The sequence below is a fragment of the Euzebyales bacterium genome, assembly GCA_036374135.1.
GTDB lineage: Bacteria > Actinomycetota > Nitriliruptoria > Euzebyales > JAHELV01 > JAHELV01.
In genome coordinates, this window is sequence record DASUUK010000067.1 from 21087 (window position 1) to 37764 (window position 16678).

17 protein-coding genes are annotated in these 16678 nt (G+C 70.4%); 6 read left to right on the forward strand and 11 right to left on the reverse strand.

The genetic code is table 11. The features are described 5' to 3' along the window. Window positions 1-129: 129 nt before the first annotated feature. Entirely contained in the window at window positions 130-1167 is a 1038-nt protein-coding gene (fbaA, locus tag VFZ70_11055) for a class II fructose-bisphosphate aldolase (GenBank protein ID HEX6256334.1), read from the reverse strand. Window positions 1168-1798: 631 nt separating this feature from the next. Here fbaA and thrS point away from each other — a divergent pair. Then, the gene (gene thrS / locus VFZ70_11060) at window positions 1799-3061 is read left to right on the forward strand and encodes a threonine--tRNA ligase (protein ID HEX6256335.1); all 1263 of its coding nucleotides are present in this window, start codon (window positions 1799-1801) and stop codon (window positions 3059-3061) included. Between the two features lie 179 nt (window positions 3062-3240). Here the strand turns inward: thrS and VFZ70_11065 are convergent, their stop codons facing one another. Beyond that, the gene (locus VFZ70_11065; GenBank protein ID HEX6256336.1) at window positions 3241-4713 is read right to left on the reverse strand and encodes a helix-turn-helix domain-containing protein; all 1473 of its coding nucleotides are present in this window, start codon (window positions 4711-4713) and stop codon (window positions 3241-3243) included. 109 nt (window positions 4714-4822) lie between these two features. On the opposite strand from VFZ70_11065, the gene aceA reads away from it, so the two are divergent. Continuing rightward, complete coding sequence (gene aceA, locus VFZ70_11070) at window positions 4823-6115, forward strand: isocitrate lyase (GenBank protein HEX6256337.1); 1293 nt, start codon at window positions 4823-4825, stop codon at window positions 6113-6115. A gap of 200 nt (window positions 6116-6315) precedes the next feature. Here the strand turns inward: aceA and VFZ70_11075 are convergent, their stop codons facing one another. The 5 genes from VFZ70_11075 to dnaK form a co-directional block, all read right to left on the reverse strand. Continuing rightward, window positions 6316-7008, reverse strand: coding sequence for a CAP domain-containing protein (locus tag VFZ70_11075; GenBank protein HEX6256338.1), 693 nt, complete (start codon window positions 7006-7008; stop codon window positions 6316-6318). Between the two features lie 227 nt (window positions 7009-7235). Then, window positions 7236-7640, reverse strand: coding sequence for a MerR family transcriptional regulator (locus tag VFZ70_11080; protein HEX6256339.1), 405 nt, complete (start codon window positions 7638-7640; stop codon window positions 7236-7238). A gap of 45 nt (window positions 7641-7685) precedes the next feature. Next, a complete protein-coding gene (dnaJ, locus tag VFZ70_11085) occupies window positions 7686-8864 on the reverse strand; it encodes a molecular chaperone DnaJ (protein HEX6256340.1) in 1179 nt (392 codons plus the stop codon). A gap of 8 nt (window positions 8865-8872) precedes the next feature. Further along, window positions 8873-9505, reverse strand: coding sequence for a nucleotide exchange factor GrpE (grpE, locus tag VFZ70_11090; protein HEX6256341.1), 633 nt, complete (start codon window positions 9503-9505; stop codon window positions 8873-8875). Then, the gene (gene dnaK, locus VFZ70_11095; protein HEX6256342.1) at window positions 9502-11358 is read right to left on the reverse strand and encodes a molecular chaperone DnaK; all 1857 of its coding nucleotides are present in this window, start codon (window positions 11356-11358) and stop codon (window positions 9502-9504) included. Before dnaK ends, grpE begins: the two co-directional genes overlap by 4 nt. A 219-nt stretch (window positions 11359-11577) precedes the next feature. Between dnaK and VFZ70_11100 the strand changes: the two genes are divergently transcribed. After that, the gene (locus tag VFZ70_11100; GenBank protein ID HEX6256343.1) at window positions 11578-12633 is read left to right on the forward strand and encodes an aldo/keto reductase; all 1056 of its coding nucleotides are present in this window, start codon (window positions 11578-11580) and stop codon (window positions 12631-12633) included. Window positions 12634-12643: 10 nt separating this feature from the next. Here VFZ70_11100 and VFZ70_11105 read toward each other — a convergent pair whose 3' ends face one another. Beyond that, window positions 12644-13888, reverse strand: a complete 1245-nt coding sequence (locus VFZ70_11105) for a saccharopine dehydrogenase NADP-binding domain-containing protein (GenBank protein ID HEX6256344.1) — start codon at window positions 13886-13888, stop codon at window positions 12644-12646. A 63-nt stretch (window positions 13889-13951) separates the two neighbouring features. Between VFZ70_11105 and VFZ70_11110 the strand changes: the two genes are divergently transcribed. Further along, window positions 13952-14320 (forward strand): VOC family protein, encoded by a 369-nt coding sequence (locus tag VFZ70_11110; protein ID HEX6256345.1) that lies wholly within the window; start codon window positions 13952-13954, stop codon window positions 14318-14320. A gap of 61 nt (window positions 14321-14381) precedes the next feature. On the opposite strand, the gene VFZ70_11115 is transcribed toward VFZ70_11110, so the two are convergent. The 3 genes from VFZ70_11115 to VFZ70_11125 are packed head-to-tail and all read right to left on the reverse strand — an operon-like array spanning window position 14382 to window position 15875. Then, on the reverse strand, window positions 14382-15146 hold the full coding sequence (locus tag VFZ70_11115; GenBank protein HEX6256346.1) for an SDR family oxidoreductase: 765 nt from the start codon (window positions 15144-15146) through the stop codon (window positions 14382-14384). 43 nt (window positions 15147-15189) lie between these two features. Further along, window positions 15190-15336, reverse strand: a complete 147-nt coding sequence (locus VFZ70_11120; protein HEX6256347.1) for a hypothetical protein — start codon at window positions 15334-15336, stop codon at window positions 15190-15192. Beyond that, window positions 15333-15875 (reverse strand): DUF192 domain-containing protein, encoded by a 543-nt coding sequence (locus VFZ70_11125; GenBank protein ID HEX6256348.1) that lies wholly within the window; start codon window positions 15873-15875, stop codon window positions 15333-15335. The genes VFZ70_11120 and VFZ70_11125 overlap by 4 nt, the downstream gene beginning before the upstream one ends. 80 nt (window positions 15876-15955) lie before the next feature. Between VFZ70_11125 and VFZ70_11130 the strand changes: the two genes are divergently transcribed. Next, window positions 15956-16174 (forward strand): CopG family transcriptional regulator, encoded by a 219-nt coding sequence (locus tag VFZ70_11130; protein ID HEX6256349.1) that lies wholly within the window; start codon window positions 15956-15958, stop codon window positions 16172-16174. Between the two features lie 2 nt (window positions 16175-16176). Next, window positions 16177-16599 carry a type II toxin-antitoxin system VapC family toxin gene (locus tag VFZ70_11135; GenBank protein ID HEX6256350.1) on the forward strand — a complete coding sequence of 141 codons (423 nt, stop codon included), beginning with the start codon at window positions 16177-16179 and terminating at the stop codon, window positions 16597-16599. The last annotated feature ends 79 nt before the right edge of the window (window positions 16600-16678 follow it).

Below are 16678 nucleotides of genomic sequence, written 5' to 3' on the forward strand. Positions count from 1 at the left end.
ACTCATGTCGACCAGGAACGGCGCGCGCCAGCTCCACCCGTTCGTGGATGAGCGTCCGGCGGTCGTTCACGCGGGACGCAGCCGCAGACGCACGACGTTGACCTGCGCCGGGTGCACGGTGGGGACCGGTCAGGCGTCGGCCATCGTGGTGCCCGACGACCGCAGCGCCTCGCAGGCCTCGACCACACGGGCGGCCATGTTCTCCTCCGCCTTCTTGCCCCACGTCCGCGGGTCGTAGGTCTTCTTGACGCCGACCTCACCGTCGACGCGCAGCACGCCGTCGTAGTTCTTGAACATGTGGTCGACGATCGGCCGTGTGAACGCGTACTGAGTGTCGGTGTCGATGTTCATCTTGACGACGCCGTAGTCGAGCGACTCGCGGATGTCATCCAACGACGACCCGGAACCGCCGTGGAAGACGAGGTCGAACGGCTTGCTGCCGGGCTCGAGGCTCAGCTCTTCGGAGACCCGGTCCTGGCCACGCTTCAGGATGTCCGGCCGCAGCGTGACGTTGCCCGGCTTGTACACGCCGTGGACGTTGCCGAAGGTGGCCGCCAGGATGTAGCGGCCGTTCTCGCCGGTGCCGAGCACCTCCGCCGTGCGCACGAAGTCGCTGTCGGCGGTGTAGAGCTTCTCGTTGATCTCAGCGACGACGCCGTCCTCCTCGCCGCCGACGACGCCGATCTCCATCTCCATGATCACGTTGGCCTTGGCACACTCGGCCAGCAGGTCCTGCGCGATCTCGAGGTTCTCGTCCAGCGGCACGGCCGACCCGTCCCACATGTGTGACTGGAACAGCGGCAGGTCGCCGTTGGCGACGCGGTCCTGGCTGATCTTGACCAGCGGGCGCATGAACCCGTCCAGCTTGTCCTTGGGGCAGTGGTCGGTGTGCAGCGCGATCGTGACGTCGTAGTGGTCGGCGACGACGTGGGCGAACGTCGCCATCGCCACGCCACCGGTCGTCATGTCGTTGATCGTCGGACCCGAGAAGTACTGCGCACCGCCGGTGGACACCTGGATGATGCCGTCGCTGCGCGCTTCGGCGAAGCCGCGGATCGCAGCGTTCAGCGTCTGCGACGACGTGACGTTGATGGCGGGGTACGCGAAGGCGCCGTCCTTGGCGCGGTCGAGCATCTCGGCGTACGTCTCTGGTGTGGCGATCGGCATGGCTGCTCCGTCCCTGAGTGACTGCGTGGATCGTATCCCCAGACCCCCGCCCTCCATCACCCCCTCTCCGTGGTGAACATCCGCGAGCCGCCGCATCACCGGCGCCCGAGCGGCCGGCGCGGAGTCGGCCGGCCACCGGCCGGGCGATGAGTTCGGGCACGGCCGGACGTCAGCATCACCGCGACGACGAGAGGATCAGGCGATGACATCGGACGGCAGTGCCGGCACACTCCTCGACCTCGCGCCGGCGGCGGACGAGCTGCGCCGTGTGGCCGCTGGCGTGGGGTCGGAGGACATGGAGGGTCGGACGCCATGCTCGGACTGGACGGTCCGGATGCTGGTCGGCCACATCCTGGAGCTGGCGGCCGCATTCCGGGCCGCCGCCGACAAGCAGCCGCTCGACCCGGACGAGGCCGCCGCCGAGATCGACGATCGAGGCGCCTGGACACCTTCCCACTGCCCGTCGTGGTGGGTACGATGTGCACATGCAGCACCTGCGCGCGCTGACGACGACCACGGGAGCCGTCCCGGAGGTCTGAAATCGCGTTCGCGCACCGCACACCGCCCCGGGACCGGTCCCGGGGCGCTTCTGCGTCCGGCACCGGTCCCGCCGCACACAAGGAGGAGACCGATGTCCGTCGCAGACCCCGTCCGCCCGACAGATCCACCCGATCACCGTCGGCTGGGCCGCCAACTCGATCTGTTCGAATCGCACGAGTTGGTCGGCGCCGGACTGCCGCTGTGGTTGCCCGACGGCGCCGTCATCCGCTTCGAGCTCGAGCGGTTCGTCGTCGAGCTCGAACGCGTCGCCGGCTACCAGCGTGTGTTCAGCCCTGTGCTGGGCAAGCGCGAGCTGTTCGAGCGCTCCGGCCACTGGCAGCATTTCCGCGACGACATGTTCCCGCCGATGGACACCGGCGAGGAGCAGCTCGTCCTACGACCCAGCAACTGCCCACACCACCTGCTGATGTACGGCGCGCGCCACCACAGCTTCCGCGAGCTGCCGGTGCGGTACGCCGAGCTGGGCACCATGTTCCGCTACGAGCGGTCCGGAGTGGTCGGTGGGCTCAGCCGCGTGCGGGCGATGACCCTCAGCGATGCCCACGTCTTCGTCGCCGCCGAGCAGGTCGGTGCCGAGGTGGCCCGGATGCTGGAGCTGATCGACCACGCGTACGGCGTGCTCGGCATCGATCCGCATCGACTGCGCCTGTCGCTGCGCGGACCCGGTGGCAGCTACGTCGACGCGCCGCAGATGTGGGAGCGCGCCGAGGACGCCCTGCGGTCGGCACTGGCGTCGGCCGGCGCCCGGTGGGACGAGGCCGCGGACGAGGCCGCCTTCTACGGACCCAAGGTCGACATCCAGGTGGTCGACCCGCAGGGTCGTGAGGAGACCCTGTCCACCGTGCAGATCGACTTCCATCAGCCGGAGGCGTTCGACCTGTGGTTCCAGGCGTCGGACGGCAGCCGGCAACGCCCCGTCGTGATCCATCGCGCGTTGGTCTCGACCATGGAGCGGCTCGTCGCCCACCTGATCGAGCAGTACGCGGGGCGCTTCCCGGTGTGGCTCGCGCCGGTGCAGCTCGCGGTCGCGCCGGTCGACGCCGACCACGACGCCGCCGCGCAGTCCCTGGTCGACAGCGCGACCGGGGCGGGCCTGCGCGCGCGCATGGTCGACGCCCGCCACTCGCTCGGGGCGCGCGTGCGCGCGGCGCACGAGCAGGGTGTCCCGTTCGTCGGGATCATCGGCGACCGTGAGGTCGCCGACGGCAGCGTCAGCCTCCGTCGCCGCGACGGCGGTCAGCTGCCCGCGATGCCGGTGGCCGGGGCGGTCGGCTTGATCGCCGGGCTCGCGGCTGACCGGGCGCTGGGGCTCGACGCCGACACGCCGGGATGAGCGAGCACGAAGGTTGTCGACGTGGTTGCCCGATCGCGGACGAACGAGGTACTTCGACAACCACCTCGTGATTGCCGCGCAACGCTGGTTGCCCCTTCGCAGGGTGGTTGCGGAATGTCGCGGTGGGTTCAGCGGGACAGGGTGGAAACGCGGCGCGACGTGGGCGTCAGCCGGGTGGATCAGGGCTGAGCCGTGTCGAGGAACTCGTAGACCTCCGGCATGTCGACGCCCGGGAACGCCCCGACGGGCAGCGCGGCGAGCACGTGGCTGTGCGAGCTGGCCAGCGGGCGGGCGTGGCCGTCCCAGCGGTTGGCGAGCTCGGGCTGAGGTTCGCGGCAGCAGGGCTGCTCCGGGCACCCGGACGTCGTGCGCTGACGTGTCTCGCGACCCCGGAAGTGTTTCGCGTCGGCGAACCCGACCCCCACCGTGACGGCGTGCTGTGGCTGGCGGTCGGCCTCGCGGACGGTCACGCACCAGAACGTGCCGGCGGGCGTGTCGGTGTACTGGTGCCGCACGGTGCGCAGCTGCTCCGACTCGAAGACACGGCGGGTGCCCCACCGGCGGCACACCCGCTGCCCCTCGATCGCCCCGTCGGGGTCGGCCGGGAACGGTACGCCGTTGTTCTCGTACGCCTTCCAGATGACGCCCTCCTCATCGGACCGCAGGAAGTGCGTCGCGATGTCCAGGTGACGGGTCGCCAGGTTCGTGAAGCGGTGGGCGGCCATCTCGTAGGACACGAAGAAGTGCTCGGCCAGGTCCTCGATGCACAGGTCGTGGGCGTCCTGGGCGCGCTGCAGGTACGGCACGGCGGACGACTCGGGCACCAGCAGCGCCCCGGCGAAGTAGTTCGCCTCGACACGCTGCTGCAGGAACTCGCCGAAGCTCGCGGGGTCGCCGTGACCGAGTGCGAAGTGCCCGAGGGACTGGGCGACGATGGAACGCGACAGGAGGGTCCCGACGCGTTCCCGCTCGTGGACGAACAGGCGGCCGTTGCGCAGGTCAGCCAACGACCGCAGCCCGCTCGGAAGTCGTGGCACGGTGATCACGCGGAAGCCGAAGTGCCCTGCGAGGTCGTCGATCACACGCGCGGTCAGGTGGCCGTCACCGGCGTAGTCGACGGCCAGCAGCGCGGCACGCGCCGAGTCCTCGATGTCGGCGAAGTAGTTGTCGCGTTCCCGCATCATCGCGCGGAGCTGCGCGTTGTGCTTGCGCGCCTCCTCGGGTGTCTGGGCGCGCACCGAACTGACCCGGCGCAGCTCGGAGAACAGCGCGACGACGTGCTCCAGGACGTCGTCGGTCAGCCTGCGTGAGATCGGGAAGGGTTCGAGGCCCAGCCGCTGGTACAGCGGGTCGTCCTGGGCCCGCTGCAGCGCGACCTCGAGCTCGGCGCGTCGCGACGGCGGGGCTGGATCCAGCAGATCACCGGGCGGGACGTCCAACGCGTCGGCGAGCGCCCCGATCAGCGACAGGTTGGGCTCGCGCTTGCCGTTCTCAACTCGCGACAGGTACGGCGCCCGCCTGCCGACCCGGTCCCCGAGCTCGCTCAGCGTCAACCCGTGCTGCTGACGCAGGTGGCGCAGCCGTTGCCCGAACACCAGCGGGTCGAGTTGCGAACTTCCGACATACTCTGCGGTAGCCGCAAGATCTGCCATAGTTGTTCCACTCCCGGCTTGGTATGTCAAGCATGACACAACAACACTATAGGTTGCCATGAACCCATGGGTCGCGTTCGCACGTGGCCCCTCAGCCGAGGAGCACTGCATGGACGACATCGCACACTCCAGCGACGCCGACGCGCTGCGCGCGGAGTGGGAGACGGACCCGCGCTGGGCCGGCATCCACCGCGACTACGGGGCCACCGATGTCGTCGCGCTGCGTGGTTCGGTCCACGTCGAGCACAGTTTGGCCAGGGCCGGTGCGGAGCGGCTGCACGAGCTCCTCGCGGGCGACGAGCCGGTGCGCGCGCTCGGCGCAATGACCGGCGGCCAGGCCGTGCAGATGGTCAAGGCCGGCCTGCAGGCGATCTACCTGTCGGGCTGGCAGGTGGCAGGGGACGCCAACCTGTCGGGCAACACCTACCCTGACCAGAGCCTGTATCCGGTCAACAGCGCACCCACGCTGGTGCGCCGCATCAACTCGGCGCTGCGTCGGGCCGACCAGATCGCCTCGCTCGAGGGAGGCGACGAGCGCCACTGGATGGCCCCGATCGTGGCTGACTGCGAGGCAGGGTTCGGCGGCGCGCTCAACGCCTACGAGCTCACGCTGGGCATGATCGAAGCCGGCGCAGCGGGCGTGCACTTCGAGGACCAGCTCGCCAGCGAGAAGAAGTGCGGGCACATGGGCGGCAAGGTGCTCGTGCCGACCAGCCAGCATGTGCGCACACTGGCGGCCGCGCGACTGGCCGCCGACGTCGCGGGCGTGCCCACCTTCCTCCTGGCGCGGACCGACGCGGAGGCCGCGACCCTGCTGACCAGCGACGTCGACCCGCGCGACCGCGAGTTCACCACCGGTGTCCGGTCGCCGGAGGGCTTCTACGAGGTCCGCAACGGCATCGACGCCTGCATCGCCCGCGGCCTGGCCTACGCGCCCTACGCGGATCTGCTGTGGATGGAGACCGCCAAGCCCAACCTGGAGGAGGCGCGCAAGTTCGCCGACGCCATCCACGCCGAGTTCCCCGACAAGCTGCTCGCGTACAACTGCTCACCGTCCTTCAACTGGTCCGCCCACCTGGACGCCGACGAGATCGCCACCTTCCAGGGCGACATCGCCGAGTTGGGCTTCCGGTTCCAGTTCGTGACGTTGGCCGGCTTCCACGCGCTCAACGCCTCGATGTTCGACCTCGCCCGCGGCTACGCCACGGACCACATGTCGGCCTACGTGGCACTGCAGCAGCACGAGTTCGACCTCGAGCAGCACGGCTATACGGCGACGCGCCACCAGCGCGAGGTCGGCGCGAGCTACTTCGACCGCATCGCGCAGACCGTCAGCGGCGGCACCGCCTCGACGCTGGCCATGCACGGCTCGACCGAAGAGGACCAGTTCAGCGCGGCGTAGCCCCCCCGCGTCGTGGAACCAGGCTCCGCGAACTCAGCGCGGCGTGGTCGCAGGCCCAACGCGGCCGGGGCGCGCGGGGCCATGGCGGAGTCCGGGCGGGTGACCAGCGGCGGGTCGGGACGTCCAAGCGTCCCGGCCCGCCGGCCGCGTTGCCTCGGCCGCGCGCGACGGCTGCGAGCGCAACCGTCCAGGAGCGCGGCCTAGCGGAACCGCTCGGTGAAGTACAGGCGACCGCTGTCGTCGCTGCAGACACCGACGCCGTACTCGGTCCAGCGGTCGCTCATGCGGTTGTCGCGGTGGTCGGGCGAGTTCATCCATCCCTGGTGGACCTCGCTCGCGGAGCGCTGTCCCCAGGCGATGTTCTCGCCGTTGACGCCGGCCGACCGCAGATCGGCGTGGCGGAAGTTGCCGCTGGTGGCCATGTCGCACGACCACGACCGCGCACCACGCGAGACGTCGGCACTCACGGTCAGCGCAGCCTTGCCGTCGCTGGCACGGGCGGCGTTGAGCAGATCGAGGATCTCACGCTCGATCGCCGATTGACCTGTCGTCGAGCCGCCACCGGAGCCGGACGCCTCGGGCTTCTGCTGCGCCTTCGGCCTTGGTGCGGGCGTGTCCGCGTCCTGCGCGGTGGCCTGCGGCGCGCTCCCGCCGCTGTCACCCGACGGCGCGTCGGACGCTGGCGCGCCATCACCGTCGTCCGCGGACGCGTCCTCGGACGCGGAGGAACCGTCCCCGTCATCGGCATCGGTCGCCGTGGCCGCGGCCGGCGCGGCGGGGTCCGGACCACGCAGGAGCAGCATGACGTCGTCGGCGTCGCAGGCCGTCAACAGCAGGCTCAAGGCGAAGAGCAACGCGACCATGCGACCGGCGCGTGCACGTGTGCCAGTCATGCCGGGCGACTCCCGCACGCGCGTCTCTCGTTGCACCGCATCTGTTGCCTCATGCACCTGACGCTAGGACACCGCCGGCCGACGCGCGTTGTCCGATGGGGCTGCTCGGACAGGGACGGTGTCGTGCATCCGCTCAGGGCAGTGGCCCGATGGCCAGACCCGGCCCTCGCCACGGCTCCGCGGCCCGCACCGCGCCCACGCCCGGACGGCCGTCCGGGGCCCGGGCGTCAGCGCCGCGACCGGCGGTCCGCGTGCCGCTCGATCTGGGCCCGGCGGTACAGCACGAGTTCGGTCGAAGCACGGCGCTGCGCGTCGCGCAGCGCCTCCTGCGACGCGGCGTGCACCCGCTCGACCTCCTGGCGAGACCGCTCGAGCTGGCGCTCGAGGCGTTCGATCTCGTCCTCGAGCTCGAGGATGCGCAGCACACCTGCCAGGTTGATCCCTTCGCGCTGGGTCAGCTGCTGGATCAGCTGGACGCGTAAGACGTCGCGCTGGGAGTAGCGGCGCGTCCCGCCCGCCGTGCGTTTGGGAGCAAGCAGCCCCTTGCGCTCGTAGGTGCGGAGCGTCTGCGGGTGCACACCGGCGAGCTCGGCAGCGACCGAGATGATGTAGACGCCTGCATCAGTGGTCATGACCTGCACACCTCGCGAGCCGCGGCCACGGGCGTCGGCCTACGCTCATCGTACGTCGCCCCCGGGGGCGACGTACGTGTCCAGGTGCGCCCTGACGTCGCTGTCGTCGGTGGCGGCGAACTCCTCGAGCATCTTGCGCTGGGTGCGGGTCAACCGACGCGGGACCACGAGATCGACGGTCACCAGCAGGTCGCCGGTGCCACCCTTGCGCCGGGGAAGGCCACGCCCACGAACCCGCAGCGTGCGACCGGGCTCGGTGCCGGCCGGCACCTTCAGCGTGACCGAGCCGTCGAGGGTCGGCACGGTGACCTTCGTCCCGAGGGTCGCTTCTGCGAACGTCACCGGCACCCGCAGCAACAGGTCGTCTCCACGGCGGTCGAAGATCTCGTGCGGCGTCACGTGGACCTTCACGAACAGGTCCCCGGGCTCGCCGCCCATCGGCGCGGGTTCGCCCTTGCCCTTGAGGCGGATCCGGGCGCCATCCTTCACACCGGCCGGGATGCGTGCGCGGATCTCGCGTGCGCGGCGCTCGACACCGGTGCCACCACATGTCGCGCACGGATCAGGGATGACCCGCCCCGAGCCGCCACAGGTGTCGCACGGCTCCGAGAAGCTGAACATGCCCTGATCGCGGGCGACGGCGCCCGTGCCCTGACAGGTCGGGCAGGTCTGCGGCGTCGTGCCGGGCCGGGCGCCCGAGCCGCCACACGTGGAGCATGCGGCGTTGCCGGTGATGCGCAGCGTGGTCGTGACGCCGGCGACCGCGTCGGCGAACGACAGCGTCAGATCGGTCTCGAGGTCGCGGCCACGAGGGCCCTGACGACGCGGGCGGGTCCGACCGAACGTCGTTCCGCCCGGCTGCGGCTGACCCTCGCCGAACAGCCCTCCGAGCAGGTCGGACAGATCGAACTGCTGACCACCGCCGAACCCGCCGCCGCCCGGTGGCGGGTACCCGCCACCGGGGAAGCCGCCGGCGAACGCGCCGCTGCCGACCAGTTGGCGGACCTTGTCGTACTCGGCCCGCTTCTCGGAGTTCGACAGCACCGAGTAGGCCTCGCTGACCTCCTTGAACCGGATCTCCGCCTTGGGGTCGTCCGGGTTGGCGTCCGGATGCAGTTCGCGCGCGAGCTTGCGGTAGGCCTTGGCGATCTCTGCCTGCTCGGCCTTCTCGTCGACGCCGAGAGCAGCGTAGTAGTCCTTCTCGACGTAGTCGCGCTGACTCACCTGGCCTCCTACTGGGTCACGGCGACCGACGCCGGCCGCAGGACCCGTCCCTTGAAGCGGTATCCGCTGCGGAGCACCTGGGCCACCTTTGGCTCACCGTCGTCGGTCGTCTCGCCCTCGACCTGCATGACCGCGTCGTGCCAGGTCGGGTCGAACGGCGCGTCGACGCCTGGCACGTCCTCGAGCCCGGCGCGCTCGAGGATCTCCCGCAGCTCGCCGTGGACCATCCGGACTCCCTTGGCGACGGCGTCGTCGGAGTCCTTGGCGGCCTCGAGCACGTACCCGAAGTTGTCCAGCACGCCCAGCAGTTGGGAGATCAACGCCTCGGCACCGCGGTCACGTGCCTGCGTGCGCTCCCGCTGGCTGCGGCGCCGGAAGTTCTCGAACTCGGCGCGCTCGCGGCGCAGGTGGTCGAGATAGGTGTCGCGCTGCTGCGTCACCTCGGCGAGCGCCGCGGCCGCCGGATCGGCGTCTGCTGGCACGTCACCCGATCCGTCCTGCTGCGGCGTCTCGGATCCGGCGGACGGCTGCTTCTCCAGCTCGGTCGCCGGCCCCGGCCCCGCAGCGGGCACCTCGTCGGGGTGGGCGTCCTCGTCGGTCGAGGGCGCGCCGGGCTGACGTTCCTCGGGTGCGTCGGTCACGCAGCCCCCTCGTCGTCCGGATCGTCGACCACCTCGGCATCGACGATGTCGTCATCGCCGGCGGAGTCGCCGCCGTCGGCGAACCCACTCGCGGTCTGCTGTCCGGCCTGGTCCGCGGCGCCTGCCGCGTAGAGGGCCTGACCGACCTCCTGGCTGACCCGCATCAGCTCGTCGCTGGCATTGCGGACCGACTGGATGTCGTCGCTCTTCAGCGCCTCGCGCAGCTGACCCTGCGTCTGCTCGAGCTTCGCCTTGTGGTCGTCGGAGATCTTGTCAGCGTTGTCCTTGACCAGCTTCTCGGTCTGGTACAGCAGGTTGTCAGCCGTGTTGCGCGCCTCGGCCTCGTCACGACGCCGCTTGTCCTCGTCGGCGTGCTGTTCGGCCTCGCGGACCATGCGGTCGATGTCGTTCTTCGGGAGAGCCGACTGACCGGTGATGGTCATCGACTGCTCCTTGCCGGTGCCGCGGTCCTTGGCGGACACGTTGACGATGCCGTTCGCGTCGATGTCGAACGTGACCTCGATCTGCGGCACGCCGCGCGGCGCCGGGGGGATGTCGACCAGCTGGAACTTGCCCAGCGTGTTGTTGTAGGCCGCCATCTGGCGCTCGCCCTGCAGCACGTGGATCTCGACCTGCGGTTGGTTGTCCTCCGCCGTGGTGAAGACCTCGGACTTCCGTGTGGGAATCGTCGTGTTGCGCTCGATCAGTGTCGTCATGACGCCGCCCTTGGTCTCGATGCCCAGCGACAGCGGGGTCACGTCGAGCAGCAGCACGTCCTTGACGTCGCCCTTGAGCACGCCGGCCTGCAGCGCCGCACCGACCGCGACGACCTCGTCCGGGTTGACGCCCTTGTGCGGCTCCTTGCCGCCGGTGAGCTCCTTGACCAGGTCGACGACCGCCGGCATGCGGGTCGAACCACCGACGAGGATGACCTGGTCGATGTCGCCCGGCTTGACGCCGGCGTCGCGGATCGCCGCGTGGAACGGCTCGCGCGTGCGGTCGAGCAGGTCGGACGTCATCTGCTGGAACTGCGAGCGCGACAGCGTCTCTTCGAGGTGCAGCGGACCGTCCGCCGTCGCCGTGATGAACGGCAGGTTGATCGACGCTTCGGTGGTGGTCGACAGCTCCCGCTTGGCCTTCTCCGCGGCCTCCTTCAGCCGCTGCAGCGCCATGCGGTCCTTGCCGAGGTCGACGCCGTGGTTGTCCTTGAACCGCGCGACCATCCACTCGATGACCGCCTGGTCCCAGTCGTCACCGCCCAGATTGGTGTCACCCGATGTCGCCTTGACATCGAACACGCCCTCGGCGATCTCGAGGACCGACACGTCGAACGTGCCTCCACCGAGGTCGTAGACGAGTATCGTCTGCTCGCCCTCCTTGTCGAGCCCGTAGGCCAGCGACGCGGCGGTCGGCTCGTTGATGATGCGCAGGACCTCGAGACCGGCGATCTGTCCGGCCTCCTTGGTTGCCTGGCGCTGCGCGTCACCGAAGTAGGCTGGCACGGTGATGACCGCCTGGGTCACCTCGTCGCCCAGATAGGCCTCGGCGTCGCGCTTGAGCTTCTGCAGGATGCGTGCGCTGATCTCCTGCGGGGTGTAGGTCTTGCCGTCGACCTCCATGCTCCAGTCGGTGCCCATGTGGCGCTTGACCGACTGGATCGTGCGGTCCGGGTTGGTGACCGCCTGGCGCTTGGCCACCTCGCCCGTCAGGATCTCACCGGACTTGGAGAACCCCACCACCGACGGGGTCGTGCGCGAGCCCTCGGCGTTGGGGATGACCGCCGACTCACCGCCCTCCATCGCGGCGACGACCGAGTTCGTCGTGCCGAGGTCAATGCCAACTGCTCGTGCCATGGATGCACTTCCTTGTCGTCGTGAACGTTGTAGAGCCTGGCCCAAGGCTAGCAGGGCGACGCTGAAGTGCAAGAAGTCTTAGCGTGCAGCGCTCAAGTTTCCTGTCTCTACCGGTCGGGTGAACACACTTCCAGGGGACGCAAGATTGGCGCGACCCCAGCGTAGGTGTCAGCGTGTCGTCGGCGTGTGTCCACCCGGCGACCCGGGTAGTCCGTCGGCATGGAGTACAGGCAGCTGGGAGCGTCGGGCCTGCGGGTGTCGGCGTTGACGATGGGCACCATGACCTTCGGCGGCGAGGACGACTTCAGCGCCGTCGGCGACACCGGCGTCAACGGCGCCACCCGCCAGATCGACATGTGCCTCGAGGCGGGCGTCAACCTGATCGACACCGCGAACATGTACAGCACCGGCGCCTCGGAGGAGATCATCGGGCAGGCCATCAAGGGCCGTCGCGATGACCTGTTCCTCGCGACGAAGGTGCGCTTCCCGATGGGCGACGGGCCCAACGAGGCGGGGCTGTCGCGCACCCACATCATGGAGCAGTGCGACGCGAGCCTGCGGCGGCTGCAGACCGACCACATCGACCTGTACCAGGTGCACGCCTGGGACGGTCAGACTCCGCTCGAGGAGACGCTCGAGACGCTCGAGTACCTGGTCGACCACGGCAAGGTCCGGTACGTCGGCTGCTCGAACTACTCGGCCTGGCACATGATGAAGGCGCTGGGCATCGCGGAGATGCGGGTGCTGCCGCGGTTCGTCAGCACACAGAACTTCTACGCGCCGGCCTTCCGCGATCTCGAGTACGAGATCGTCCCCGCCGCGATCGACCAGGGGCTCGGGATCCTCGTGTGGAGCCCGCTGGCCGGGGGGCTGATGTCGGGCAAGTACCGTCGCGGGCAGGACGGGCCGGAGGGATCCCGGCACGTGGGCGAGTGGGACGAACCGCCCGTGCGCGACACCGAGGCGCTCTACGACGTGATCGACGCTCTCGTCGACGTGGGCGAGGAGCACGGGGTGTCGGCCGCACAGGTCTCGCTCGCGTGGTTGCTGACGCGGCCGGGTGTCACGTCGCTCATCATCGGGGCGCGGACCGACGAGCAGTTGGCCGACAACCTCGCGGCCGCCGATCTCGAGCTCAGCGACGAGCAGACCGACCGCATCGAGCAGGTGTCACGCCCACCGCTGCTATACCCGTACTGGCATCAGCACAAGACCGCCGCCGACCGGTTCTCCGAGGCCGACCTCACCCTGCACGGCGCCCGTCTGCACGACTGACAGCCGCCGGTCACACGGCGCGATCGACGCGGATCTCGAACCCCGCCGCCCGCAGGCGGTCGACGAGGACCCGCCCGATCCCCGTGGCCGGCGTGAGCACCCCGCCGCCGCTGGGCACCGCGGCCTGATCGGTCGCGAGCGCCAGCGCGCTCTCGCCGATCATCACCGACGTCGCCGCGTACCCGGGATCGCCCTGTGCACCGAACGCCACGCCGTAGCGCGCACCGGTCACCGTGTGGGCGTACAGGTCGAAGCGGAAGTGCCCATCGGCGCGGGTCCGTGCGTCGGGACCCGCCCCGGGCGCGGGCAGCACACGGTCGAGCAGCGCACGCGTGGGCGCGAACCGCATGCCACCGAACAGGACGGCGATGCCCGTTGTCATACCGAGCGCCAGCAGTGGGCGCGTCGGTCCACGGCCGAACCCGACCACCTCGCGATACCTCAGCCGCCGACCGTACGCCCATCCCTGCAGCGCGTTGCTGCGGCGCACGACGCGCGTGTTGTACGCCGCCATGACGAACGGACCGGTCCACGTCCCCAGGTCCCGATCGAAGCGTGGGCCGGTGACGTCGGGCTGTGGACCAAGGTCCGGCTCCGCGGACCGGTCCGGACTGAGCGCGTACGGATCGTCGACCACGCGCCGACGCGCCGGATCGTCAGCCAGGTGCTCCAGTTGGGTGCGCAGCGTCTCGATCGTCCCGCCGCTCACACCGCCTGAGGCCGACCGCAGCACCAGCGTCGCCCGGTCGAGCTCGCCGGTGGCGTCGTCTGCCGCCGCCCGTGCGGCCATCAGCACGCTCAGGTCGGACGGCACCGAGTCGAAACCGCACGAGTGGACGATGCGGGCGCCCGTCGCGGCCGCGCGCTCGTGGTGGCGGTCCGCGCTGTCGCGAACGAACAGGACCTCGCCGGTGAGATCGACGTAGTCGGTGCCGTGGCCTGCACATGCGGCGACAACAGCCATCCCGTACCTGGCGTACGGACCGACTGTCGTGGCCACGACCCGTGTGGCCGCGGCCATGGCCCCGACCGCGGCCTGATCGGCGGCGTTCACGACCAGCAACGGCCAGTCGGCGGATGGCGGCCCGAGGGCGTCGCGGACGGCCGCCAGCCGCTGCGCGGACCGGCCCGCCAGTGCGACCCGCACACCGGCCGGTGCACGCGCGGCCAGGTGTTCGGCGACCAGTCGACCGACGAAACCGGTCGCGCCGAACACCACGATGTCGTGGTCGCGTCCGTTGGTCTGGTCACGCACGATCGCGAGCATACGCGTCGCACAGCCGGGCACATCGACGCCCGGCCGGGGTATCGTTCGCCCATGGAGCCGATCGCCCGCCTGCAGCTGACCGCGCTCGACTGTGCCGATCCGGACGGTCTCGCCGCCTTCTACGGGCGCGTCACCGGCTGGCCGGTCGACTCCCGCAGCGACGGCTGGGTGCAGCTGGACAGCGGTGGCGGACACACGTTGGCGTTCCAGCACGTGCCGGACCATCAACCGCCCACGTGGCCGGAGCCCGCCGGTGCCCAGCAACTGCACCTGGACTTCCTCGTGGACGATCTCGATGTCGGCGAGTCGGCGGTGCTCGACGCCGGCGCGCGCAGGACGGACGTGCAGCCCGCGCCCGACAGCTTCCGGGTCTACCTCGATCCGGCCGGGCACCCGTTCTGCCTCGTGCTCGACGACTGACCGACCACTGCGCAGTGCGCGACCCGTGACGGATGACCCGTGACGGTCCTCCGCTCGCACGTCAGGTGCGCAGGTACGACGCGCCGTTGGCGTCGACGATCGCGCCGGTCGCGATGACGGCGCGGTCCGAGGCGAGGAACGCGACGAGGTCGGCGATCTCGTCGGCGGTGGCGACCCGCCCGAGCGGGCTCTGGGCGCGGATGGACGCCCCGTCGGGGCCGGCGAGCAGATCGGCGGTCATGTCCGTCTCGACGAAGCCGGGCGCGACCGCGGTGACCGTGATGCCGTGCGGCGCGAGGTGCTGCGCCAGCGACTGCCCCATGCTGTTGAGCGCGGCCTTGCTGGCACCGTAGGCCGGATGGTCCGGTTCGCCGCGGAACGCACCGCGGGACGACACGTTGACCACGCGGCCGCGACGACCGGTGTCGATCATGTGCCTGGCGACGGCCCAGGTGACGTTGGCAGCGCCGAGCAGGTTGACGGCGAGCGTCCGCTGCCATGCCGCGCACCAGTCGTCGTAGGACGTCGCGTCCAGGGGATGGGTGCGGTAGATGCCCGCATTGTTGACGAGCACGTCGATGCCGCCAGCCGCGGACACGACCCACTCGACCATCCGGCGGACCGCCGCGGGGTCGGCGACATCGGCCGCGACGGTCACATGTCCGGAGCCGCGAAGCGACGCGACGGCGGATGCGGCGGCATCGGCGTCCTCGCGGAACCCGAGCGCGACGGTCGCGCCGAGCTCCGCGAGTCGTCGTGCGACGGCCGCGCCGATCCCACGTGAGCCGCCGGTGACGAGCGCGACCCGGCCAGCCAGACCGGTCACACCCGCACGCCCTGGGACGTCGTGTCCGCGGTGCGCACGCCGGTCATCGACGATCGCGCCGCCGGCGCCAGCGGCTGCTCACACGACGGCCCCTGCTGTCGGCCACATCGGACCCGTGGAAGATCACCATCAGCGCCACGGGCAGCAGCAGCACGACCACGGCCACGAGCCACATCACCCAGACCGTCACCCGCCATCACCACCCCGTGGACCGACCTCCATCGTCCAGCCCGGCGCGATGCCGCGTGTCGCGAAGTAGCCCTGGTTGGCCTCGACCGCGTGGACGTACGGTGCGTCCGGAGCGTACGACGGACACGGTTCCGCGTCACACGGTTCCATGTCGACGAGCTGCTGCACCGTGCCATCCTGCCCCACGAACGCGATCGTCAGCGGCAGCAGCGTGTTCTTCATCCAGAAGCCGCCCTCGACGGGTTCCTCGTAGACGAACAGCATGCCCGCCTCTGCGGGCAGGTCGGTGCGGAACATCAGCCCCGTCGCCCGCAGACTCCGGTTGTCGGCGACCAGCACCGGCATGACCACGCGGCGCTCACCGTCACTGAACGTGACCTCGGACACGTCGAAGCCCTCCGACGGCTGCAACGGTCCACCAGTGCCGGTCGTGGCGCTCGGACGAGCGGTCCGCTCCGCGTCCGAGGTGGTGACGTCGGCGGCTCCGGCGCACGCGGCGAGCACGAGTGCGCACAGCGGGAGGAGCAGACGGATCGTCACGCGGCCACCCTAGACCCTGGACCTGCGCGGAAGCCGCCCGGACACACGTCCCGCCAGCATGTTCTAGGCTCGCACATGCGATGATCCGAAAGCAGCTGTACCTCGACGATGACCTCGACCACGAGCTCAAACTGCTCGCTGGGCGCACCGGGCTGTCGGAGGCCGAGCACGTGCGCCGTGCACTACGCCGCTACCTCGAGCAGGAGAACGCCGGTGGCGGGTTCGCGCCGCTCGTCGAGCTGGCTCAGAACGGATCGACGCCGCTGCGCAGGAACCGATCGCGGACCGCGGGAACCTGACGATGCGCCAGGTCTACGTCGACAGCGAGGCGCTCGTCGCACTGCTGCGTCCCGCCCATCGTTCACACAGGCGGATGCTCGGGCACTTCCAGCACCTGCTCGAGCAACGGGACATGCTGGTCACGACCGACATCGCCGTGGCAGAGGCCGCGACCGCGCTGCGGCGTGATCCGGGCCTCCACCGCGTGGTCGCGTTCCGCGACGCGCTCGCCAGGTCGGTCCGCGGCGGGGGCATCCGCATCGTCGGCAGCGACGATCAGCTGCGGCAGCGCGCGTTCGCGATCATGGCCGCCAACCCCGACGTGACGCTCAGCTACGGCGACTGCGTGGCGGCCGCGATGGCGAGCGGCAAGCGGGTCCAGGCGATCGTCGGCGTCAACACGGCACTGCGCAAGATGGGCTACGCGCTGGAGCCCGACGGCTGATCCGGCACGGTGGGGCGCGTGAAGGCGCGGAGCACGCCGATCACGACGACCAATCCGTCGCCTCGCTGCAGTCCTCCAG